At 63.9% G+C, this 21430-nt stretch carries 17 protein-coding genes and 2 tRNA genes; 13 read left to right on the top strand and 6 right to left on the bottom strand.

The genetic code is table 11. The features are described 5' to 3' along the window. Positions 1-5 precede the first annotated feature (5 nt). The 3 genes from MESCI2_RS0126080 to MESCI2_RS0126070 all read left to right on the top strand — a co-directional run bounded on the left by MESCI2_RS0126080 (position 6) and on the right by MESCI2_RS0126070 (position 1917). Positions 6-449 (top strand): hypothetical protein, encoded by a 444-nt coding sequence (locus MESCI2_RS0126080; protein ID WP_027039047.1) that lies wholly within the window; start codon positions 6-8, stop codon positions 447-449. A gap of 718 nt (positions 450-1167) precedes the next feature. After that, positions 1168-1542, top strand: a complete 375-nt coding sequence (locus tag MESCI2_RS1000000139070; RefSeq protein ID WP_245270476.1) for an energy transducer TonB — start codon at positions 1168-1170, stop codon at positions 1540-1542. Between the two features lie 60 nt (positions 1543-1602). Then, positions 1603-1917 (top strand): antibiotic biosynthesis monooxygenase family protein, encoded by a 315-nt coding sequence (locus MESCI2_RS0126070; RefSeq protein ID WP_027039045.1) that lies wholly within the window; start codon positions 1603-1605, stop codon positions 1915-1917. Positions 1918-1980: 63 nt separating this feature from the next. On the opposite strand, the gene putA is transcribed toward MESCI2_RS0126070, so the two are convergent. Next, positions 1981-5592 carry a bifunctional proline dehydrogenase/L-glutamate gamma-semialdehyde dehydrogenase PutA gene (putA, locus tag MESCI2_RS0126065; RefSeq protein ID WP_027039044.1) on the bottom strand — a complete coding sequence of 1204 codons (3612 nt, stop codon included), beginning with the start codon at positions 5590-5592 and terminating at the stop codon, positions 1981-1983. Between the two features lie 163 nt (positions 5593-5755). Here putA and MESCI2_RS0126060 point away from each other — a divergent pair, with 163 nt between their 5' ends. Beyond that, positions 5756-6208 carry an Lrp/AsnC family transcriptional regulator gene (locus MESCI2_RS0126060; protein ID WP_027029407.1) on the top strand — a complete coding sequence of 151 codons (453 nt, stop codon included), beginning with the start codon at positions 5756-5758 and terminating at the stop codon, positions 6206-6208. A gap of 1 nt (position 6209) precedes the next feature. Here the strand turns inward: MESCI2_RS0126060 and MESCI2_RS0126055 are convergent, their stop codons facing one another. After that, a complete protein-coding gene (locus MESCI2_RS0126055) occupies positions 6210-7409 on the bottom strand; it encodes a cytochrome-c peroxidase (RefSeq protein WP_027039043.1) in 1200 nt (399 codons plus the stop codon). Between the two features lie 7 nt (positions 7410-7416). Beyond that, positions 7417-7866 carry a FixH family protein gene (locus MESCI2_RS0126050; RefSeq protein ID WP_027039042.1) on the bottom strand — a complete coding sequence of 150 codons (450 nt, stop codon included), beginning with the start codon at positions 7864-7866 and terminating at the stop codon, positions 7417-7419. 151 nt (positions 7867-8017) lie between these two features. Here MESCI2_RS0126050 and MESCI2_RS0126045 point away from each other — a divergent pair, with 151 nt between their 5' ends. Next, on the top strand, positions 8018-8938 hold the full coding sequence (locus MESCI2_RS0126045) for a sugar kinase (protein ID WP_027039041.1): 921 nt from the start codon (positions 8018-8020) through the stop codon (positions 8936-8938). Here the strand turns inward: MESCI2_RS0126045 and MESCI2_RS0126040 are convergent. The 3 genes from MESCI2_RS0126040 to MESCI2_RS0126030 form a co-directional block, all read right to left on the bottom strand. Further along, positions 8935-9957 carry an aldose epimerase family protein gene (locus tag MESCI2_RS0126040; RefSeq protein ID WP_027039040.1) on the bottom strand — a complete coding sequence of 341 codons (1023 nt, stop codon included), beginning with the start codon at positions 9955-9957 and terminating at the stop codon, positions 8935-8937. The genes MESCI2_RS0126045 and MESCI2_RS0126040 overlap by 4 nt on opposite strands. Positions 9958-10049: 92 nt before the next feature. Then, on the bottom strand, positions 10050-11507 hold the full coding sequence (locus tag MESCI2_RS0126035; protein ID WP_027039039.1) for an NAD-dependent succinate-semialdehyde dehydrogenase: 1458 nt from the start codon (positions 11505-11507) through the stop codon (positions 10050-10052). 193 nt (positions 11508-11700) lie between these two features. Further along, a complete protein-coding gene (locus tag MESCI2_RS0126030; RefSeq protein WP_027039038.1) occupies positions 11701-12651 on the bottom strand; it encodes an AEC family transporter in 951 nt (316 codons plus the stop codon). A 130-nt stretch (positions 12652-12781) separates the two neighbouring features. On the opposite strand from MESCI2_RS0126030, the gene MESCI2_RS0126025 reads away from it, so the two are divergent. The 8 genes from MESCI2_RS0126025 (at position 12782) to MESCI2_RS0125990 (ending at position 21411) form a co-directional block, all read left to right on the top strand. Next, on the top strand, positions 12782-15802 hold the full coding sequence (locus MESCI2_RS0126025; RefSeq protein ID WP_027039037.1) for a caspase family protein: 3021 nt from the start codon (positions 12782-12784) through the stop codon (positions 15800-15802). Between the two features lie 103 nt (positions 15803-15905). After that, a complete protein-coding gene (locus MESCI2_RS0126020) occupies positions 15906-16454 on the top strand; it encodes a histidine phosphatase family protein (RefSeq protein ID WP_027039036.1) in 549 nt (182 codons plus the stop codon). A gap of 230 nt (positions 16455-16684) precedes the next feature. Beyond that, positions 16685-16758 (top strand) — tRNA-OTHER (locus MESCI2_RS0126015). Positions 16759-16760: 2 nt separating this feature from the next. After that, a tRNA-Asn gene (locus MESCI2_RS0126010) sits at positions 16761-16828 on the top strand. A 357-nt stretch (positions 16829-17185) separates the two neighbouring features. Continuing rightward, positions 17186-18328, top strand: a complete 1143-nt coding sequence (locus tag MESCI2_RS0126005; RefSeq protein WP_027039035.1) for a slipin family protein — start codon at positions 17186-17188, stop codon at positions 18326-18328. A 232-nt stretch (positions 18329-18560) separates the two neighbouring features. Further along, positions 18561-18842, top strand: coding sequence for an acyl carrier protein (locus MESCI2_RS0126000; protein ID WP_010909964.1), 282 nt, complete (start codon positions 18561-18563; stop codon positions 18840-18842). A 56-nt stretch (positions 18843-18898) separates the two neighbouring features. After that, positions 18899-20089: a beta-ketoacyl-ACP synthase gene (locus MESCI2_RS0125995; RefSeq protein WP_027039034.1), complete on the top strand. Its 1191-nt coding sequence runs from the start codon at positions 18899-18901 to the stop codon at positions 20087-20089. Positions 20090-20139: 50 nt separating this feature from the next. After that, the gene (locus tag MESCI2_RS0125990; protein WP_027039033.1) at positions 20140-21411 is read left to right on the top strand and encodes a beta-ketoacyl-ACP synthase; all 1272 of its coding nucleotides are present in this window, start codon (positions 20140-20142) and stop codon (positions 21409-21411) included. Positions 21412-21430 lie beyond the last annotated feature (19 nt).

Raw genomic sequence — 21430 nt, 5'->3', positions numbered from 1 at the left:
TGACTATGACGAGCTTGATGACATCCCTTCGTCTGCTGACCTCGACGCTGGCGATGTCGCTTGCGATGGTTCCGGCGTGGGCACAAGAGTCCGCGCCGGTCCCCGCACTCAGCCTCGAACTCAATGGCGCGCAACCTTCCGACAAGGGTTGCCGCCTGACGTTCGTGGTCAACAACAATCTCGGCGCCGACCTGTCCAAGGCTGCGTTCGAGATCGCCCTGTTCAACGAGGCCGGCGTCGTCGACCGGCTGACCGTGCTCGATTTCAAGGAATTGCCGGCCGGCAAGACCAAGGTGACGCGTTTCGATCTGGCCGGCACCGAATGTTCGAAAGTCAGCCGCGTGCTGATCAACAGCGCGACCGAATGCACCGGCACCGGCATCGAACCGAACGCCTGCATGCGCAAGCTGAAAACCGACACCAAGACCGGTATCGCTTTCGGCGTCTGAGGTGGGACTGCATCCCGCATTCCCGCGAAACACCGTAGTGCAGCCTCTGGCCGGCGATAGCAGACTGCCGGCGAACGATCTTGATTTGACAACTCTGCTCTTGTCGCTGCAGGTCTCGCGGCGAGACATGCAGGACATCAATCCCCTCCCCGAGGCCGGCGCCGAGCTGACCATAGAGCCAACCGAGCCGCTCGCGCTGCCGCGGCCATCGGCCTGGAACCGCAAATGGACGGCAGCGATCGCCGTCTCCTGCCTGCTCCATGCCGCGGTGGCAGCGGCCTTTCTGATCTCCCCTACGGGGATTTCCAGTTTCCAGGACGCCGAGCAGCCGGAAGGCAGTGAACAGTCGGGCACCAAGATGGCTGGCAGCGCGCTGGACAAGGACCCGGCGGCAATAAACGTTGCACTGGTGCCGAACCCGCAACCGGCCAAACCACAGCCAGCAACGCCCAAGCCAACGCCGCCAACAGAGCCTTCTCGGCCAGCCGAGGAAGCGGCAAAGCCGCCGACCAAGCCGGAACCTGTCAAACAGCAGACGGTTGCCCCAGACATATTGGTGGCCGGCGTCCCACGCCCCGATGGCCAGAGCGTGGCTCCCAGGACCGAAACGTCGGCGCAGCCAACCGTTCAGGCCGAGAGCACGCAAGCGCCTGTCGCCGTTCCGGAGCGGCCTCCAATCCCTAGAGCCAGGCCAACTCCGGCAGCTGCCCCTTCAAAGATGGCGGATGAGAAGCGCGGCACGGCGGATGGCGAGGACCGGTCGGCGCAAGCAGCCAGCAAGGGCAAAAGGCAAAAAGAGGCAGGCACGGCCGCGGAAGACAACTACCGCGGCGATGTTTTTAGAAAGCTCGGCAGCGTCAATCGCACCCTCCCGCCTTCCCTACAGCTGGCGGCACGCAACAATGCGGTTGTCACATTCGTCATAGGCAGGAAGGGCAACATAAACGAGTTGCGCATTCTGGAAACCTCAGGATCGGCGGCTTTCGATCAGGCAGCGCTTGGCATTGTCCGCAAGGCAGCCCCCTTCCCTCCGATTCCACCACAGGCAGCAAACGCAAATTTGGAGTTCGAGACCGAAATCGGCCCATTTTGAATGTGCGCAGAACAAACGCTGCAGCCGCCAATCATCAACATCCGCACGAAAGGAACCGCCATGTACATCGCAATGAACCGCTTCAAGGTGCAGACCGGCTCGGAGAACGACTTCGAAGCCGTCTGGAAGAACCGCGATTCCAGCCTTGCTGAGATGAAGGGGTTTAGGGAATTCCATCTGCTGCGTGGCCCGGTCAACGAGACCGAAGGCTACACGCTTTTCGCGTCGCACACGGTGTGGGCCAGCCACGACGATTTTATCGCCTGGACCAAGTCCGAGAATTTCCGCGCCGCCCACAGGAACGTCGGCACGACAAAGGTCCACTATCTCGGCCACCCCCAGTTCGAGGGTTTTTCGGTCGTCGAAGGCGCGTAATGCATGCCGCCCAAAGTGGTCCCGGTTTTGGGACAACGACATGCATAAACGACTGGCCGGGGGTCAAGCTCCGGCCAGCAAGCTCGCATTGCCGCCAGCGGCCGTCGTGTCGACGCAGACCGCCCGCTCGTGCGCATAGGCCGCCGGGTTCAGCACCTCACTGACCAGCGGCACGATCGGGCCGGAGCGGTCGGCGATGACCTTGCGCACGATGCGGGCGGCCTCGGACGTGCCGGAAAAGGCGACGACATCGACGCGCAGCGAGCGCGCTTCGACCGGATCCGGCCGGCCGTCGATAGCCGCCAGCGGCAGGCCCTTGCCGGTCAGCGCGGAAAGGGCTGCCGGCGCTCCTGGAGCAACGGCCAGCACCGCATTGCCGGCGGCGAGCGCCTGGATCGTCTGCGCCAGCAGCGTATCGCCATCGGGACCAAGGCACAGCACCCGCCCGCGTGGCGACAGCGACAGCGTGTTGGCCTCCCCGGTCGGCCCGGGCAGGTCGACCTGGCCGAAATCGATGCCGGCGGCCGCACCAATGGCCGCGGCACCCTTGCCGCGCAGATGCTTCCTCAGAATGGCGATCCGGTCGGGCCGCGTCGACCAGCCGCCAAGTGCGGGATCGGGCAGATTGTCGGCAAGCTCGGTCGCCGTGACCTTGTGGCCATCCTGCACATGGGTGCCAGCCTCCGGCCCTTTGCGGAAGCGGCGGAGGTAGTGCGGGCCGCCGGCCTTCGGTCCGGTGCCTGAAAGCCCCTCGCCGCCAAACGGCTGCGAACCGACGACGGCGCCGATCTGGTTGCGGTTGACATAGATGTTGCCGGCATGGATGCCGTCGACGAAATGCTGCACGCGGCCCTCGATACGGGTGTGCAGGCCGAAGGTCAGGCCATAGCCCTTGCGGTTGATGGCGGCGATGACCGCGTCGATCTCGTCGGCGTCGAAACTGGCGACATGCAGCACCGGCCCGAACACCTCGCGCTCCATGTCCTCGATACCCTTGACCCGGAAGACGTGCGGCGCGACGAAGCGCCCCTCCTTGGGTGCCTCTAGCTTGGCGATCAGCCGGCCCTGCAGGCCCATTTTCGTGCAGTACTCGCGGATCGAAGCCTGCGCCTCGTCATCGATGACCGGGCCGACATCGGTCGAAATCCGCCAGGGGTCACCGATGCTGAGCGCTTCCATGGCGCCTTTCAGCATCTCCAGCATCTTCTTCTCGACGTCCTTCTGCACGTAGAGCACGCGCAGCGCCGAGCAGCGCTGGCCGGCACTCTGGAACGCCGATGCCAGGATGTCGCGCACCGCCTGTTCGGGCAACGCGGTGGAATCGACGATCATCGCGTTGAGGCCGCCGGTCTCGGCGATCAGCATGGCGTCGGGCGCGGCGGTCTCGGCCAGTTGCTTTTCGATCAGTTTGGCAACCTCGGTCGAGCCGGTGAAGCAAACGCCGGCAATGCGCGGGTCAGCGGTCAGCGGGCCACCGACCGACGGGCCGTCGCCGGGCAGAAGCTGGATGACGTCTTCCGGCACGCCGGCCTCGCGCAGCAGCTCGACGGCGCGGAAGGCGATCAGCGGCGTCTGTTCGGCCGGCTTGGCGATGACCGAATTGCCGGTGACGAGTGCTGCCGCGATCTGGCCGGTGAAGATGGCGAGCGGGAAATTCCATGGCGAAATGCAGACGATGGCGCCCCGCGCTTGCGTGCCCGCCTCCGCATTGGCCGCTTCAGTGGCGTAGTAACGCAGGAAGTCGACGGCTTCACGCACTTCGGCGACGCCATCGGCCAGCGATTTGCCGGCCTCGCGGGTGGCGAGTGCGAAGAACTCGATGGCATTCGTCTCGTAGAGATCGGCGGCGCGGTTGAGGATCGCTGCGCGCTCGGCGACAGGACGTTTTGCCCAGGCCGGCTGCGCCTCCACCGCAAAGCGCACGGCGGTCGCGACCTGCTTGGCAGCGGCTTCGCTGACCGTGCCGACCACTTCGGAAGGCTTGGCCGGATTGACGATCGGACGCTGCTTGCCGTAGCCGGCGGCCCGCGTGATCGGCTTGGCATGCCAACGATCCGGCCCGGCGAAGGCCGCTCTGGCCTTGTCGATCGCCGCCAGCGTCACCGTGTCGCTGATGTCGAATCCTTTCGAGTTGCGACGCCCGGCCCCAAATATCTGGGAAGGCCGGGCAATCGCCGGATTGGCGGCCGGACCCTGGCTTTCGATCGTTTCGAGCGGATCGCGCGCAATGTCCTCCGGCTCGACATCCTCATCAGTCAGCTGGTGCACGAAGGAGGAGTTGGCGCCGTTCTCCAGCAGCCGGCGGACCAGATAGGCCAGCAGATCGGAATGCGCACCGACCGGTGCATAGATGCGGCAGCGTGTGCCTTCGGACCGTCGCACCGTCTCGTGCAGCGCCTCGCCCATGCCGTGCAGGCGCTGGAACTCGAAGGCGTCGCGATTGTCAGCCATCGACAGGATGGCGGCGACCGTATGCGCGTTGTGAGTGGCGAATTGCGGATAGATGCGGTCGGTCATGCCAAGCAGCTTCTTCGCGCAAGCCATGTAGGAAACGTCGGTGTTGGTCTTGCGGGTGAAGACGGGATAGCCCGTGAGTCCGAGCGTTTGCGCCCGCTTGATCTCGGTGTCCCAATAGGCGCCCTTGACCAGCCGCACCATGATGTTGCGATCGTATTTCTTCGCCAGCGCATAGAGCCAATCGATGGCGAAGGCCGCGCGTGGCCCATACGCTTGCACCACCACACCAAAGCCGTTCCAGCCGGCGAGTTCCGGCTCGGCCAGCACCCGCTCGATGACGTCGAGCGACAGATCGAGGCGATCGGCCTCCTCGGCATCGATGTTGAGACCCATGCGCGAATGGCGCGCGGCCAACGCCAGCGACAAGAGTCGGTCTGCCATCACAGGCAGCATCTCGTCCTTCTGCGCCACCTCGTAGCGCGGATGCAGCGCCGAAAGCTTGACCGAGATGCCGTGGTTCTGCCTGATGTCAGGACCGTTGGAGCCGGAATCGAGCGACGAAATCGCGTCGGCATAGGCCTTGAGATAGCGCAAGGCGTCGGCCTCGGTGCGGGCCGCTTCGCCCAGCATGTCGAAGGAATAGAGATAGCCCTTCTGGGTCATCGGCCGGCCGCGCTTGACGGCTTCGGTGATGGTGCGGCCGAGCACGAACTGCTCACCCATCTCGCGCATGGCGGCGGCCACCGCCTTGCGGATGACCGGCTCGCCGAGCCGCCGGACCATCGAGCGCAGCGTGCCCTCGATGCCGCCCTCGCCCTCATCGAGGACGCGGCCGGTCAGCATCAGCGCCCAGGTCGAGGCGTTGACGAAGATGGAGCTCGAACCGCCCGAATGCGCCGACCAGTCGTGCGGCGCGATCTTGTCGGCGATGAGGTCGTCCATCGTCTCGGTATCGGGCACGCGCAGCAGCGCCTCGGCCAGGCACATCAGCGCGACGCCTTCCTTGGTGGAGAGACCGTAAGCGGAGAGGAAGACTTCCATCAGCCTTGGATCGGACGAGCCACGCACCGCGCGCACCAGATCGGCGGCGCGAGCCGAGATCGCCTTGCGGTCTTTCCCGGAGAGCCCCGTCGCCTCGGCAAGCCGCTTCACGGCCTCGTCTTCGTCGGGCAGGTAGTTGGCGCGGATCTGCTGGCGGATGGCATCGAGCGCTGGCATGGTGGTCCCGTGGATCGAGCAAAGGGGATCGGGCCGGCGGTCACCGGACCGAATGGCGCAAGCTAGCACAAGTGCGAAATTTCGACCGGTCCAAAGAAATCGACATTACAGGTCATTCGATCTATCTTAGTGGCCTAGAATTGACATATGGACTGCATTTTCGATGACAGAAGACCAATTGGACCGCATCGACAGGAACATCCTGTCGGCGCTGGCAAGCGATGGCCGGCTTTCCATGTCCGAACTGGCGGCAAAGGTCGGCCTGTCGAAGACGCCGGTGCAGGCGCGGGTGAAGCGGCTGGAAAAGGACGGCTACATCCGAGGCTACCAGGCGATCATCGACCGCGAGCGCATGGGCGAAGGCCATGTCGCTTTCGTCCAGGTGAAATTGTCCGACACCCGATCCGCCGCGCTCGACGCCTTCAACCGATCCGTACAGGCTGTGCCGGAGATCGAGCAGTGCCACATGATGGCGTCGAGCTTCGACTATCTGCTGAAAGTCCGCACCAGGGACATCGCCGCCTATCGGCGCGTGCTAGGCGAGCGCATCTCAGCCCTGCCCCACGTCGCCCAGACCTCGACCTTCGTGGCCATGGAGACGGTCAAGGATCGGTAGCTCACTCCGCAAGAGTCTTCAAAAACGCCACCAGCGCTGCACGCTCGCGCTCCGACAGCTCCAACGGGTGAACTTCTGATACACCCTCGACGCTAGGCGCTGCCTTCGCATAGTGCGCCACCACCTCGTCGAGCGACGAAAACTGTCCGGCATGCATATAGGGCGGCCGCGTTGCTGCTCCGCGCAGCGATGGCGTCTTGTAGGCGCGAACAAGTTCGGGCGCATCCTTGACCATGAAGCGCAACTCGCCGCAGGCGCTGACGTCGCCATCGCGATAGGCGCCGAAGCAGTTGAACGGGTCTGCCTCGACTTGGTGCACGGCATCGATACGGCCGCGATCCGGCGGCAGACCCGCAACGGATGGCACGCCGGTGTTGTGGAAGCTGTTGTCGGTGAAGCGCGGGCCGTTGTGACAGGTCACGCAATTGGCCTTGCCGATGAACAGTTTAAGCCCAAGGATTTCTTGTTTGGAAAAGACAGCATCGCCCTTCGGCTCGGCACCGGTGGCGAGGTCCAGCGCAAAGCGGTCGAAGCGCGTTGGCGCCGGCGCGATGGAGCGTTCGAAGGCGGCAATCGCCTTGCCTAGATTGGCAAAGACGCCGTTGATAGCGTCACGCTGTGGGCCGCTCATCGCGCTCCAGGCAGCCTGCTCGGCATCGTTTCCAAGCGGGCTGGCATTCAACGGCATGCCGGAAAAGTCAGGCAGCGGCCCGAAGATGCGCTCATAGCGTTCGCCGAAGCGCTTCTTGATGTAATGCGCGTAGGCGGTGCGGTTTCCCGCCTGCTCCAGCGGGTTTTCGAGCGGCGTCAGCGCTTGCGCCCACAGGCTGTCGCGGCGGCCATCCCAGAAGAACCAGGGATCGCGCGCCACGCCGGCCAGTGGCATGGTGCGCCGGTTGGTGCGGCCGACGCCGATCGCCTGCGGCAGGTCGTCCTGGAACTGACGGTCGATCTTGTGGCATGTCGAACAGGATACCGACCCGTCACCGCTCATGCCCTGATCGAAGAACAGCGTCGAGCCGAGTGCGGCAGCCACCGGCACGTCGGCAAAACGATTGGTGGTGTCGGGCTTGAGCGCCGGCAGGGACGACAGCGCCAGCGAGGCGATGGTTGTCTTCTCGGCGTCGGAAAAATCCGGCTTCGTGCAACCGGCGAGGACAACGGCCATCATCAGCGCCAGAAAACGCGAAAGCCGCCTCATGTCCTGCTCACAGCACCACGTTGAAGAGCACCGTGTCGGAGCCGGCGGTGGCCGAGATGGCGAAATGCAACTGCCACCAGCCGCTCATGGTGAATTTCACTCCTTCGATTCGATAACGCCCGTCGCCGAGATAGTCGGTTGCCTGCGGGCTGGTCGGCAGGCCGTGACTGTGCAGTGGCATGCCGCCCGAAATCGCGATCGCGGCACCTTCCACCGGAACTCCTGCCTTTGTCTTCAAGGTCAACAGCCAGGATTGCAGTTCGCCCTGCCGTACGACACCCCGCTCCGGCGCGAAGCTGGCCACGAACAGCGCGTTGGCGGTGTTCTTCGTCCGCGAGACATCCGGGCCGGCAGGCAGCGACGACCGCGGCGCCGTCAGGAAGACGACCGCGAGAATGCCGACCAGCAAGGCAGCCAGACCAAGACCCGCCAGAAGATAACGCCATATCGATGCCAAACCGGTTCCTCTTCCGCAGACAACGCTCTGCCGGACGGATCGCATCCCGCCAGCCTGTGGGAAAACGCTGTGAAGGAAAAAACCCTGCTTGCCAAGCATGGCGCTGCCGGTGGCAAAAAGCTACAGCACCGGGATCACTGGAGGATTGTAGATGGCGGGAAACGGCGTCGCCTCGATCGGCGAATGCATGCTCGAACTGTCGGGCCAGACGGGACCGAACTGGCGCATGGGCTTTGCCGGCGACACGTTTAACACCCTGTGGGCGCTGCATGCACTGAGCGCTGAGCGGCCGGCAACCTATGTCTCAGCCTTCGGCGACGATCCCTTCTCGCAAGGCCAGATCGATTTCTTGGGCCAGAACGGCATCGGCATCGGCTCCAGCCCGGTCATAGCGGGCGCACGGCCCGGCCTCTATGCCATCACGCTGACCGGGGCCGAGCGTTCCTTCACTTACTGGCGTTCCGACGCTGCTGCCCGGCAACTCGCCTCGGATCCGGCTGCGCTGTCGAAAAACCTGGAAAATCAGGCGCTTGTCTACTTTTCCGGAATCACCTTGGCAATTCTGGATGAGGCCGCGCGCGCCGTGTTGCTGGCGGCTGTCGCCAAGGCGCGCTCGGCTGGTTCACTTGTCGCCTTCGACCCCAACTACCGGCCGCGGCTCTGGCGTGAGCGCGAGGAGGCGCAGGCAGCGATCGTCGAAGCCCTTGCCGTCACCGACATCGCATTGCCGACTTTCCCCGACGAGCAGATGCTGTTCGGCGATACAACGCCGCAAGCGACCGCGGAGCGGCTCGGGCAATTGATTGGCGAGGTCGTCGTCAAGAACGGCGAAGCGCCGGCGCTGATTGCCCAACGAGAAACATTACGCGAAGTCCCTGCGATCCATGTCGCCACTCCCGTCGATACGACGGGCGCCGGCGATTCCTTCAACGGCGGCTATCTTGCGGCTCGACTTGCTGGCCACGGTCCGCTGGAAGCCACGCGCCGTGCCCATCGTGTCGCCGCCGCCGTGGTGCAGGTACGTGGCGCACTGGCGCCGTTCGAGACGCTGCGGGCGGCTTTCGAAGGCTAAGGTAACCGGAATCTGTATTCCGTGACGTGGTGGTAGATCGCGCCCGGCCACAGCGTCGCCTGCGGGAAATAGGGCCGGTTCGGCGCATCCGGCCAAATCTGCGGCTCGAGGCAGAAACCGCAAAAGGCCTTGTAGTTCCGCCCTTCCAGCCCGGTCCGCGGCGTCACATACTGGCCGGTATAGAGCTGGACGCCGGGCTCGGTGGTCCAGACCTCCATCTCGACACCGGAACTGGCGCCTTGCGCCCATGCCGCCTGCTTGAGCGGCCCGCGTGCCGAAGCAAGGCAGAAATTCTGGTCGTAGGGCAGTTGTTCACCCTCGGTCTCCATGCGCAGCGGCCGCGCCTGGCGGAAATCGAACGGCGTGCCGTCAACCGGCTTGACCACCCCGGTCGGGATCATGTCGCCATCGACCGGCAGGTAGGCGCCGGCATTCAGCATCATCCTGTGGTCGAGAATGTCGCCGGCGCCGCCATCGTCCAGGTTGAAATAGGAATGCTGGGTGAGATTGCACAGCGTCGGCTCCTCACAGGTGGCCGTCAGCTCGACGCTGAGCGTGCCGGGGATCTTCAGCCGGTAGGTGCAGGTGACATCGAGCGCGCCGGGAAAGCCCATCGTGCCGTCGGGATCATGCAGCGTCAGCGTGACGAAATCCCTGCCATGCAAGGAAACCGTCCACGGCCGGCGGGAGTAACCTTGCGAACCGCCATGCAGCGTATGCTTGTCGAGGAAGTTTTGCTCGGTCTGGTAGCGGCTGCCGCCAATGGTGAAGCGGCCGTCGCGGATGCGGTTGGCATAGCGGCCGACGACCGCACCGAAGAAGGCCGTATCCGTCTCGTAGCCTTCCAGACTGTCATAGCCGAGCACCAGCGGCGCATCGTGCCCGGTCAGGCGCAGATCCTGGATGATCGCGCCCAGACCGATGATGTTGGCGGTGATGCCGCCGCCCCTGATCGTGAAGCGACGCACCTGCTCGCCAGCCTGCGTCGTGCCGAAAACCTCGCCGTCCTTCATCGCCATGCCCGTAAATGCCAGTTGATCCAGAAGACTTCGGCTGGTTTTCCCATGAGAGATGGGCAGGCCATTGGCCTCCCCATCTCAGGAATAGCCTATCAGAGGCCGAGGCCGCCGATGCAGACATATTTGGTGTCGAGGTAATCCTCGATGCCCTGATGTCCGCCTTCCTTTCCAAGGCCGGATTCCTTGACGCCACCGAACGGCGCTTCCGGCGTGGTGATGAGGCCTTCATTGACGCCAACCATGCCGTATTTCAGCCCTTCCATCACACGGAAGGCGCGGCCGAGATCGCCGGTGTAGAAGTAGCAGGCGAGGCCGAATTCGGTGTCGTTGGCGAGGGCGACGGCTTCCTCTTCGGTCTCGAACTTGAACACCGGTGCGACCGGGCCAAATATCTCTTCCTTCATGAAGCGCATCTTGGGTGTCGCGTTGGCGATGACCGTCGGCTGGAAGAACGAACCGCCGAGCGCATGGCGCTTGCCACCGGCGACGATCTTGCCACCCTTGGATGTGGCGTCGGCGATCAATTCCTCGACCTTCTCGACCGCCTTCTCGTCGATCAGCGGCCCCTGCTGCACGCCGTCCTCGAGGCCGGAGCCGACCTTCAGCCCGTTGCTGGCGGCAGCAAGCTTCTCGACGAACTTGTCATAGACACCAGCCTGGACAAGGAAGCGGTTGGTGCAAACGCAGGTCTGGCCGGAATTGCGATACTTGGCGGTGATGGCGCCGGCGACGGCACGCTCGAGGTCGGCGTCGTCGAAAACGATGAACGGCGCGTTGCCGCCGAGCTCCATCGACACCTTCTTGACGGTGACCGACGATTTCTGGATGAGAAGCTTGCCGACCTCGGTCGAGCCGGTGAAGGTGATCTTGGATACCAGCGGATTGGCGCAGATTTCGTCACCGATCTCGCTGGCCGAACCGGTCAGAATGTTGACGACGCCCTTGGGGAAACCGACTTCCTCGGCAAGCGCGCCCCAGGCGAGACCCGAGTACGGTGTCTGCGATGCAGGCTTGACCACGGCGGTGCAGCCGGCGGCGAGCGCCGGGCCGAGCTTGCGGGCCAGCATCGAGGACGGGAAATTCCACGGCGTGATGGCGGCGATGACGCCGACCGGCTCCTTGGTCACCAGGATACGGCGATCCGCCCACGGCGAGGGCACGACGTCGCCATAGGTGCGGCGGCCTTCCTCGGCGAACCACAATATGTAGGCCGCGGCGGAGCCGATCTCGCCCTTCGATTCGAACAGCGACTTGCCCTGTTCGATGGTCAGCAGTTCGGCCAGTACGTCCTGGTTGTCCATCATCGCGTCGTGCAGCTTGCGCAGCAGCTTCGAGCGCTCGAGCGCGGTCGTCTTGCGCCAGGTCTTGAAAGCTTCCGCGGCGGCTTCGATGGCGCGGCGGGTCTCGGCCTTGCCCGACTTCGGCACGGTGCCGATCTTGAGACCGGTGGCCGGGTTGTTGACGTCGACCGTCTGGCCGCTGTCGGCCTGCACCCATTCGCCGTTGATGAGATTGGCCTGCCGCATGAAATGGCTGGTTTTCTGAAGCATGGTCTATCCTCCGTTCAGCGCCCTGACGGGCCGGTCTGTGAAATCTTCGATGAGCGTGCGCCATGGACTGAAGCCGGCACGCCGGAGCCACTGCTCTTTACCGAGGGCAAGGCCCGCAAGCAATCGCAAGATGGCATATAGGGCTTGGGCCACAGCGAGACGAGAGCAAGCTGACGTCCTTAGCTCCGATGCCTTACCCGAAAACGTGCAAGACGACAGTCAGCCAGAAAGCGGTGGTGACGGCGGCGCAGGCCGTGGCGATGGTCATCTGGTTCGACGCCAACGCCTGGCCGGTGTTGAACTGCACCGCGATCAGATAGGAATTGACGCCGGATGGCATCGCGGCCACCATCACCGCCACCTTGGCCGTCAAGGGCGGCAGGCCGAGCAGCCAGACGAAGACCAGGACCAGCGCTGGCATCAGGAACAGCTTCAGCACCGAAAGCACCAACGCCGGCCTGACATTGCCCGAAATGCCGAAGCGGCGCAGGCTGAGCCCCATGGCAAACAGCGCCACCGGACCGGCCGTATCGGCCAGCGCATCGACCAGGCGCATGGCGACATCAGGCAGCGGCGCACCCGTGATGCGCCATGCAAGGCCTGCCAGAATGCCGATGATCAACGGATTCATGAAAAGCCGCCTGAGGAAGCTCCGGATAACGCGCAAGGGATGCACGGGTTCGCCGCTGCCGCGGCCGAAGACTTCGAACAACACGATCGAGGCCATCAGCATGATCGGCAGATGAACGGAGACCAGCAGCGACAGCACTTCGAATCCGCTCGGGCCAAAGATGCCAAGAATGAAGGGAACGCCGAGCAGCACGATATTGGAAAAGGCGGACGAAACCCCGCCGACGACGCCGGCGCGGGCATCCCTGCCGAAGATACGGGTGGTGACCAGATGGCCGGCGGCCCAAGTGATGGCGACCGCGGCGAAATAGGCGCCCCACAGCGACCATGGCGCCACGCCGTGGAAATCGGACTTCACCATCGTCTGGAACAGAAGCAGCGGCATCGCCACGTTGATGGCAAATTCCGATATCCCCTCGCCACTCGCTGGCTTCAAATAGCCGGTAAACCCGGCGAGATAGCCGAGCGCGACAAGGCTGAAGACGAAAAGGACGGTTTCGGTGAGCGGAGACATTTTTACCGTGACAGGCGAGTTTCCCGTGATAGGCGAGCCACGACCGCGACGCAATCGCGCCTGAATTTGATCATCGTCGGCTGGCAGGGTTATAGAGGGTTTGGATCATCAGGGCGGACACGAACGACAAATGGCCTTTGTCGGACTCTCGAACCTTAGTCGTTTGCGGCGGGCATGGCTGACGGCTTTCGCCGCCGCACTGCTTTGTCTTGCCGCGACCGCGCTTGCGGTTGCCGAGACGAAAAGCCTCAAGGGCGTGGCGCTGATCATCGGCCAGTCGAATTACCTGCACATCGCCGCCCTCCCCAACCCCGCCAACGACGCCCGCGACATGGCCAAGATGCTGACCGACCTTGGCTTCGACGCGCGCAGCGTCACCGACCGCGACGCCACCAAGCTGAAGCGCGACCTGGAGCGGTTCACCGAAGATGCCGACGGCGCCGATGTCGCCTTTATCTACTATTCCGGTCACGGCATCGAGGCCGGCGGCGAAAACTATCTGGTTCCGGTCGATGCCGACGTGTCGTCGCTGAAGGATGCCGGCACCAGCCTTGTGCCGATATCTGCCGTCATGGAGGCATTGAAAAAGACAGTGCCGGTGACGATCATGCTGCTCGACGCCTGCCGCACCAATCCATTCCCCGCGGACGCAGTGGTACGGCGCTCACCGACCGCTTCCGCCTCGCCCATCGGTGCCGGCGGGCTGGAACCTGTGCGCGGCGCCAAGGCTCTGGGCAATGCGCCGGCGGCCGACGCGAGCCTGGGTACGGTGGTCGGCTTTGCCGCCGAACCGGGTCGCCCGGCACTCGATGGCGCCGCCGGCGAAAACAGCCCCTACGCATCCGCCTTGCTGCGCCACCTCGCGGCGATGAAGGGCACCGAGTTCGGCTCGGTCATGCGCATCGTGACCGAGGAAGTCTATCTCGACACCAAGGCAAAGCAGCGCCCCTGGGTCAATGAAAGCCTGCGCCGGCTGCTCTATTTCGGCGTCGCACCAGTGGAGCCGACCGGCGACGACGGGCTGATCACAGGCGAAAGGCGCCAGCTCCTGCTGACGATTTCCGACCTGCCCGACCCCAAACGGGCGCAGGTGGAACTGGCTTCGCTGCAGGAAGGCGTGCCGCTCGACGCGCTCTATGGCGTGCTGAAGGCGCTCGGCACGGAAAAGATACCCGAAGATCCAACCGACCTGCAAAAGGTGCTCGATGCCCAGGCCGAGCGCCTGAAGAAGATGATGTCCGAGCGCGCCGCTTTGCGCACCGACGATCCAGAGATCAAACGCCTCGTCGCCTCCGCCGACAAGGCGATCGGCCAGGGCGCCATCGTGACGGCGCGCAAATTCCTCGACGATGCGGTCGGCCGGGTCGAGCAGACCAGCGATGCAGTCGATGAGGCCGAGGATCTCGTCAAGCAGAAGCGCCTTGCCGACGCCGCGATCTATGCCAGGCGCGCCGATGCCTCGGGGCTGGTCTTCGACTACAAATCGGCCGCCGGCGACTACGCCAAGGCGTTTTCGCTGGCCGAAAAATGGGACGACAAGCTGCGCTGGAACTACAAGAACCAGGAAGCCGAGGCGTTGAACGCCTACGGCTACGCCACCGGCGACCTCGATGCGCTAAAGCACTCCATCGAGGCCTATCGCACCATTCTGAACTTCATCCCCAATGGCGAGCTGAATCTCGACTGGGCGATCACCCGCAACAACATGGCGGTGGTGCTGCAGACCATCGGCGAGCGCGAGACGGAGACCGCGCGCCTTGAAGAGGCCGCACAGATCTTTCGCGCCTCCCTTGTCGTGTTCGAGCGCGAGAAGGACGATCTCAACTGGGCCGCCGCGCAGAACAATCTGGCCAATGTGCTGTTGAAGATCGGCGAACGCGAGAGCGACCCGAAGCGCCTGAACGAGGCGGTGGCAGCGATGCGCGCGACGCTCCAGAAACGCCCGCGCGAAAAAGTGCCGCTCGACTGGGCCGCCTCGCAGAACAATCTCGGCCTGGCGCTCTATGCGCTTTCCGAGCGCGAGGCCGCCGGCGAACATCTGGCGCAAGCCGAGGCCGCCTACCGGCTGGCACTTGAGGAATACACGCGCGAAAAGGCGCCGGTTGAATGGGCGATGGTCGAGAACAACCTCGGCAACACGCTGGTGTCGCTCGGCATTCAGCTCAACGACAAGGCGAAGATAAACGAGGCGGCCGACGCGTTCCGGGCCGCGCTCGAGGTGCGAACCCGCGAGACCTTCCCGGTTTCGTGGGCAACCAGCCGGCTCAACCTCGGCAACGCGCTGAGCGGTGTCGCCCGCTTCGATATGGGCACCGGCGCGCTCGAAGAGGCAGCTGCGGCCTATGACGATGCGCTGACGGTGTTTACCCGGCAGCGTTTCCCGATGGACTGGGCGTCGGCGCAGAACAATCTCGGTTCGATCTATCAGACGCTTGGCCAGCGCACTCGCGACGCGGCCAAACTGGAGCAGTCGGCGGCGGCGTTCCGGGCCGCGCGGCAGGTCTATGTCAGACGGAAATTTCCGCGGGACTGGGCAATGAGCCACTACAATCTCGGCAACACGCTGCAGCTTCTGGGCGGCGTGACCGACAGGCCGGAGCATTACGGTGAGGCCATTGCCGCCTACCGCGATGCGTTGCGCGAATACAAGCGCGAGACGAACCCGCGCCAATGGGCGCTGGCCCAGGCCGGCCTCGGCTCGACGCTGCATTGGCTGAGCATGAGCGATGCCAATCCCAAGACCCTGCAGGATTCAATCGCCGCACGGCGGGCAGCACTCGAAGTGCTGACCGTCGACGCCGCGCCAATCGACTGGGCCAACGCCCAGAACGGCGTCGGCATGAGCCTGCTCAACCTCGGCAATCTCGAACGCACCGGCAAATATCTCGGTGATGCCGAGGCCGCCTTCACGGCGACGCTGAAGGTGTTCACCAGGGAAAGCCTGCCCCTGCAATGGGCCTTCGGGCAGAACAATCTCGGTGACGTCAGCTGGAACCGGGCCAGCTATGGCGGGGGCAAGGCCGAATATCAAAAGGCGATCGAATTCTTCGAGAATGCCAAGCAGGGCTTTACCGAAGCCGGCTACACAATCCCCATCCCGCTCACCGACCAGAAGATCGATCTGGTGAAGAAGCAGATGGCGAAGAAGTAGGTCTACGCTTCCCGCCGACCGCGCCTTGTCTTTCGGCTGGCTTTACCGTCCCTATATGTCCTGTCACCGGAACCCATTGCCGGGAACCGGAGAAGGATAGCGGATGATTCGATTTGCCTTGGCGTTGTTCCTGCTTGTTGTCCCCGGCGTGGCGCACGCCACGGATGCAGGCTGGGCGCTGCTGCGCGATGGCGGGCATGTCGTGCTGCTGCGCCATGCCATGGTCACCGGCACCACCGATCCGGCCAATTTCGACATCGACAGCTGCGCCACCCAGATGAACCTGTCGGCGCGCGGCAAGCAGCAGGCGAGCAAGATCGGCGCTCTGTTTGCCGCGCGTGCTGCACCGATCGAGCGCGTGCTGTCCAGTCGCTATTGCCGCTGCCTCGACACCGCGCGCATCGCTTTCGAGGCCGAGCCGGAGTTGTTTGCGCCGCTTGATCTCCTGAAGAGCGATCCGGCCGAGAAGGCAGCACAGCTCGACGCGATCCTGAAGGAAATCCGCGCCTATTCCGGCTCCGACAATCTGGTCATGGTCACCCATCTGGAAGACATCGTGGCACTGACCGGCGTTTCGCCACGCGAAGGCGAGGCCGTGGTCGTGGAGCCGCAGGGCGATGGCCTGCGCGTGCTCGGCCGTGTCACCTTCTGAGCGCCCTGCGCGCGATCCGCTGACGTCGAAAGCGGTGTTGCCTAAATGCCACCGCCGCAAGAAGCCGCAAATCCGCCACGACAATGCCGCTTGCGACAACCCGTCGCAGGGGCTATAGGCGCGCTCCCGGTCACGAGAACCGAAGTGAGCACAACGGTTGGAGCTTTCGCCTCCGCCCGTGCAGGCGGCTTTGCCGCCCTGTATACGGCGCCGCTTTGGGGATTGGGATCGCGGATGTAGCTCAGCGGGAGAGCGCCGGATTTGGGTCCGGAGGTCGGGGGTTCAATTCCCTTCATCTGCACCACGGATAGCTCAGCTGGAAGAGCATCAGATTGTTAATCTGACTGTCGAAGGTTCGATTCCTTCTCCATTGGCCTGAAAAGCCAACACCCTACCAGGTGTTATCTGAAAACGATCCGGGGACTGGAATGCGAAAGACTGGACGGATGACCCAAACCCTCGGGCGCGGATCATCCCAAGCGTCTTTCGCCATCGGCTCGCGGCCAGGCCCGCGGTGACGATCAAGGCGCAGCGTCGCCGGCAAGGGAGGCCAAGGCTTGCCGAGCCCGCTTCGCTGCCCCGCGATCCGCTCCCGAAGGCCCGTCACGGATTGATGCCACCAGTCCCCGGATCATTCGTGCCCGGACTACGACGTGAAACGAGAAACGAAAGGAACGATCGACGCATGACTTGACGCCTCGCATGGGGCCATGCCCGACAGGAGTAAGACAATGACCATTCTCGACAAGGTTCTTGGACGCGAGCGCGTCCTCGTAAAGGAAAACGAACGTGCCCTCACCCTGCACAAGGGTGAGATCAAGACTGTCCTGCTGCCGGGCGAGCACTGGCTCGCCAACCGGCGCGGCAGCCTTGAAGTGTCCCGGCACGATCTGAAGAACCCGGAATTCGTTTCGGCATACGAGAAGGCGTTGTTCGACAAGCTCCCGGATGTGGCCGCGCGTCATTTCACCGTCGTTCGCACCGGGCGCACGGATGTCGCCGTCATCGAGCGTGACGGCAATTTGCACGCCGTTCTGGCGCCGGATCGCAAGCTCGTGCTGTGGACCGATGCCGGCCCGTGGAAGGTGACGCTGATCGACACATCGGTCGATCTCGCCATCGATGCGGCGGTCATGCGCCGGCTCGGCCAGGCCCGGAAGGCGGAATTGATGTCCGTCCATCCGGTCGTCGATGGTCAGGCCGGACTGCTGTTCATCGACGGTGTCCTGGTCAGGACGCTGACGGCGGGCGTGCATGGCTTCTGGAACGTCGGACGCATGGTGCAGATCAAGGTCGTCGACCTCAAGCGCCAGTCGCTCGACGTTGCCGGGCAGGAAGTGCTGACCAAGGATCGCGTGACGATCCGCGTCAACATCGCAGCCGAATACCGGGTCGTCGATCCGGTCAAGGCGGTCAGCACGGTGAAGGACTTCTCCGAAGCCCTTTACCGCGCCCTGCAATACGCCTTCCGCAAGACGCTTGGCGCGCTGACGCTCGATCAGATCCTCGAAAAGAAGGTTACGATCGACGAGGAAGCCGCTGGCAAGGTCCGCGCCGATATGGCTGCGATCGGAGTGGAGGTCAGCGATATCGCCCTCAAGGATGTCATCCTGCCGGGCGAGATGCGCGAGATCCTCAACCAGGTGGTGTCGGCCGAAAAGCAGGCCGAGGCCAACATCATCCGTCGCCGCGAGGAGACGAACGCGACGCGTTCCCTCCTCAACACGGCCAGGGTGATGGCGGAAAACCCGGTGATGCTGCGGTTGAAGGAGCTCGAGGCGCTGGAGACCATCGCCGGCAAGGTCGAGCGGCTGACCGTCCACAACGGAACGGGCGGGCTGCTCAACGACCTGGTCAAGCTCCGCGACAGCTGATGCATGTCGCCAAAAATGTCCCGGTTTCGGGAAAACGACATGCATCGAAATAAAGGCTGACGCGGCGTCAACAGGAGGGCCGCCGGGTAAAACCGGCGGCCCTTCTTGCGTTTCGAAGGCACCCTACCCATCTGCGCCCGGCGTATCAGGCCTTTTCCTGCCGGAAAAAACCGATTAGACAGCGCCCAAACAAGATGCGGACAGATTCCGCCCGCAACCGAAGGAAAAGCCCTTGTCCACCACGTTCGACAAAGTCGCCAAGATCATTGCCGACACCAGCGAGATCGATATCGACACCATCACGCCCGAGAGCCATACGATCGACGATCTCGGCATAGACAGCCTCGATTTTCTCGACATCGTCTTCGCCATCGACAAGGAATTCGGCATCAAGGTGCCGCTGGAAAAGTGGACCCAGGAGGTCAATGACGGCAAGGCTTCGACCGACGATTACTTCGTCATGAAGAACCTGTGCGCCAAGATCGACGCGCTGGTTGCCGCCAAGACCGCCTGACGTCGGTTGAACGCGCGATCTTGACGCGCTCTGCCGCCTGACCCACAAAGCCGCCCATGAGCAGCCCCCGCGACGTCGTCATCACTGGTATCGGCCTTGTCTCCTCGCTGGGGGAAGGTCCGGACGCCCACTGGCAGAAGCTCGCGCAGCCGGGCCTGGAACCGATGCTCGAAGCGGCGCGCTTTGCACCCTATACGGTCCATCCGCTGCCTGAGATCGACTGGAACCTGCAGATCGCCAAGCGTGGCGATCAGCGCCAGATGGAAACCTGGCAGAGGCTCGGCACCTATGCCGCAGGCCTGGCGCTGGACGACGCCGGCATCAAGGGCAATGACGAACTCTGCACGACCATGGACATGGTTGTGGCCGCGGGCGGCGGCGAACGCGACGAGGCGGTCGATGCCGCCATCCTCGCCGCTTCGGAAAGCCGCAACGACCGCGATGTGCTGATCAACGAGAAATTGACCACCGAATTGCGGCCGACACTGTTCCTGGCCCAGCTTTCCAATCTGCTCGCCGGCAACATCTCCATCGTCCACAAGGTGACGGGCTCATCCAGAACCTTCATGGGTGAGGAAGGTGCCGGTGTCGCCGCCGTCGAGACAGCAGCCGCGCGCATCCGCTCCGGCCAGTCGACGCACATCCTGGTCGGCGGCGCCTTCCAGACCGAACATTCCGACATGCTGCTCGGCTATGAGCTCGCTGGCTATTTGCATCGCGGCCCATGGAAGCCGGTCTGGCAAAGGCAGGGCGCTGAGGGCGGCGGCGTCGTGACTGGATCCGGCGGTGCCTTCCTGGTGCTGGAGCAGCGCGAACACGCGACAAGCCGCGGACGAAAGATTTATGCCGAGCTTGGGCCGGTCGTCTCCGGCCGCGCCAGGCGCCCATGGGGAGAACTCGACGCTCAGATCGCCGCGCTACTCAAGCAGGCTGCAGTGCCGAACGGCAAGTTGCTGGCCCTGTCGGGCGCGTCGGGCGCCCATACGGCAACCATCGCCGAGAAAGCCGCGCTCGATGCCAATCCGGCGATTGCCGCGCGCGGTTTCTCGACGCTGACCGGACACATGAAGGAAGCACAGTTTCCCTTCGCTGTGGCACTGGCGGCGCTGGCCGTCGATCGCAAGGCCGCCTACCCTGTTTTTGATGCCGCAGCCGAGAAGCCGTTCGAAGGGGTTCCCGCAACCGTCCTTGCAACGGCGATCGGCTATCACCAATTCGAGGGCATGGCGCTCGTCAACGCCGCCTGAGGCGGTGGTCACGATCCATGCCGCAACGATAGACGATCGAGGGCTACCGCATGGCCAATCTGAACGATCATATGGGCAGGCCGATCGTTGCCGTCACCGGCATCGGCGTGGTGACCTCGCTTGGCGTCGGCAAGGCCGATAATTGGGCGGCGCTGACCTCGGGCAAGTCGGGCATCCACCCGATTACCCGTTTTCCGGTCGATCATCTCAACACCCGCATCTCCGGCATGGTCGACTTCCTGCCGTCGAGCTCGAAGGGCTCCAGCCACCTCACCTATGAACTGGCGGAAACCGCCGCGCGTGAGGCCGTGGCCGAGTCCGGCCTCGATTCCGGTGATTTTGGTGGTCCTCTCTTCCTCGCTTCACCGCCGGTCGAACTCGACTGGCACGACCGCTTCGCGCTCTACAATTCCAATGATTTGGACTCCGGCGGCGAACGGCTGCTGCGGGTGGCGCGCGGATTGAAAGAACTCGACTTTTTCGAGACCACGCAGTTCGGCTCGATCGCCGGCCGGCTTGCCGACCGTTTCGGCACACGCGGGCTGCCGATCACGCTGTCGACCGCTTGCGCTTCCGGCGCCACCGCCATCCAGCTCGGCGTCGAGGCGATCCGCCGCGGCGAATGCGACCGCGCGCTGTCGATCGGCGCCGACGGTTCGGCGACCGCCGAGGCGCTGATCCGCTTTTCGCTGCTATCGGCGCTGTCGACCCACAACGACATTCCCGAAAAGGCGTCAAAACCTTTCTCCAAGGACCGCGACGGCTTTGTCCTCGCCGAGGGCTCGGGCGCGCTGGTGCTGGAATCGCTGGAAACCGCACTCGCGCGCGGCGCCACGATTCTTGGCATCCTGCGCGGCTGCGGCGAAAAGGCGGACGATTTCCACCGCACCCGCTCGAAGCCGGACGCTTCGCCGGCGATCGCGGCGGTTCGTGCTGTGCTAGCCGATGCCGGCTTGAGCCAAGACGAGATCGACTACGTGAACGCCCACGGCACCTCGACGCCGGAAAACGACAAGATGGAGCATCTGTCGCTGTCGACGGTATTCGGCGAGCGGATCGGCTCGATGCCGGTCTCGTCGAACAAATCGATGATCGGCCACACGCTGTCGGCGGCCGGCGCCGTCGAGGCGGCGTTCTCGCTGATGACGATGCGCGAAAGCGTCATTCCACCGACCATCAATTATGACAATCCCGACCCGGCGATCGTGCTCGACGTGGTGCCGAACAAGAAGCGCAATGCCGAGGTCCGCACCGTGCTGTCGAACTCCTTCGGCTTCGGCGGCCAGAACACTTGCCTTGTCATGGCGCGGGAACCGGTCTAAGCGACCTTTTCAGCCAGAC

The organism is Mesorhizobium ciceri WSM4083 (assembly GCF_000519305.1).
Classification (GTDB): Bacteria; Pseudomonadota; Alphaproteobacteria; order Rhizobiales; family Rhizobiaceae; genus Mesorhizobium; species Mesorhizobium ciceri_B.
The sequence above is the reverse complement of the archived record's forward strand: the minus strand, read 5'-3'. Positions and strand labels throughout refer to the sequence as shown.

Bases quoted from the DNA above. Each gene is read 5' to 3' on its own strand.
- MESCI2_RS1000000139070 (WP_245270476.1), top strand. From the start codon at position 1,168: ATGGCGGATGAGAAGCGCGGCACGGCGGATGGCGAGGACCGGTCGGCG.
- MESCI2_RS0126080 (WP_027039047.1), top strand. From the start codon at position 6: ATGACGAGCTTGATGACATCCCTTCGTCTGCTGACCTCGACGCTGGCG.
- MESCI2_RS0126020 (WP_027039036.1), top strand. From the start codon at position 15,906: ATGATTCGATTTGCCTTGGCGTTGTTCCTGCTTGTTGTCCCCGGCGTG.
- MESCI2_RS0125990 (WP_027039033.1), top strand. From the start codon at position 20,140: ATGGCCAATCTGAACGATCATATGGGCAGGCCGATCGTTGCCGTCACC.
- MESCI2_RS0126070 (WP_027039045.1), top strand. From the start codon at position 1,603: ATGTACATCGCAATGAACCGCTTCAAGGTGCAGACCGGCTCGGAGAAC.
- MESCI2_RS0126060 (WP_027029407.1), top strand. From the start codon at position 5,756: ATGACAGAAGACCAATTGGACCGCATCGACAGGAACATCCTGTCGGCG.
- MESCI2_RS0126030 (WP_027039038.1), bottom strand. From the start codon at position 12,651: ATGTCTCCGCTCACCGAAACCGTCCTTTTCGTCTTCAGCCTTGTCGCG.
- MESCI2_RS0126045 (WP_027039041.1), top strand. From the start codon at position 8,018: ATGGCGGGAAACGGCGTCGCCTCGATCGGCGAATGCATGCTCGAACTG.
- MESCI2_RS0126040 (WP_027039040.1), bottom strand. From the start codon at position 9,957: ATGGCGATGAAGGACGGCGAGGTTTTCGGCACGACGCAGGCTGGCGAG.
- MESCI2_RS0126005 (WP_027039035.1), top strand. From the start codon at position 17,186: ATGACCATTCTCGACAAGGTTCTTGGACGCGAGCGCGTCCTCGTAAAG.
- putA (WP_027039044.1), bottom strand. From the start codon at position 5,592: ATGCCAGCGCTCGATGCCATCCGCCAGCAGATCCGCGCCAACTACCTG.
- MESCI2_RS0126025 (WP_027039037.1), top strand. From the start codon at position 12,782: ATGGCCTTTGTCGGACTCTCGAACCTTAGTCGTTTGCGGCGGGCATGG.
- MESCI2_RS0126055 (WP_027039043.1), bottom strand. From the start codon at position 7,409: ATGAGGCGGCTTTCGCGTTTTCTGGCGCTGATGATGGCCGTTGTCCTC.
- MESCI2_RS0126035 (WP_027039039.1), bottom strand. From the start codon at position 11,507: ATGCTTCAGAAAACCAGCCATTTCATGCGGCAGGCCAATCTCATCAAC.
- MESCI2_RS0125995 (WP_027039034.1), top strand. From the start codon at position 18,899: ATGAGCAGCCCCCGCGACGTCGTCATCACTGGTATCGGCCTTGTCTCC.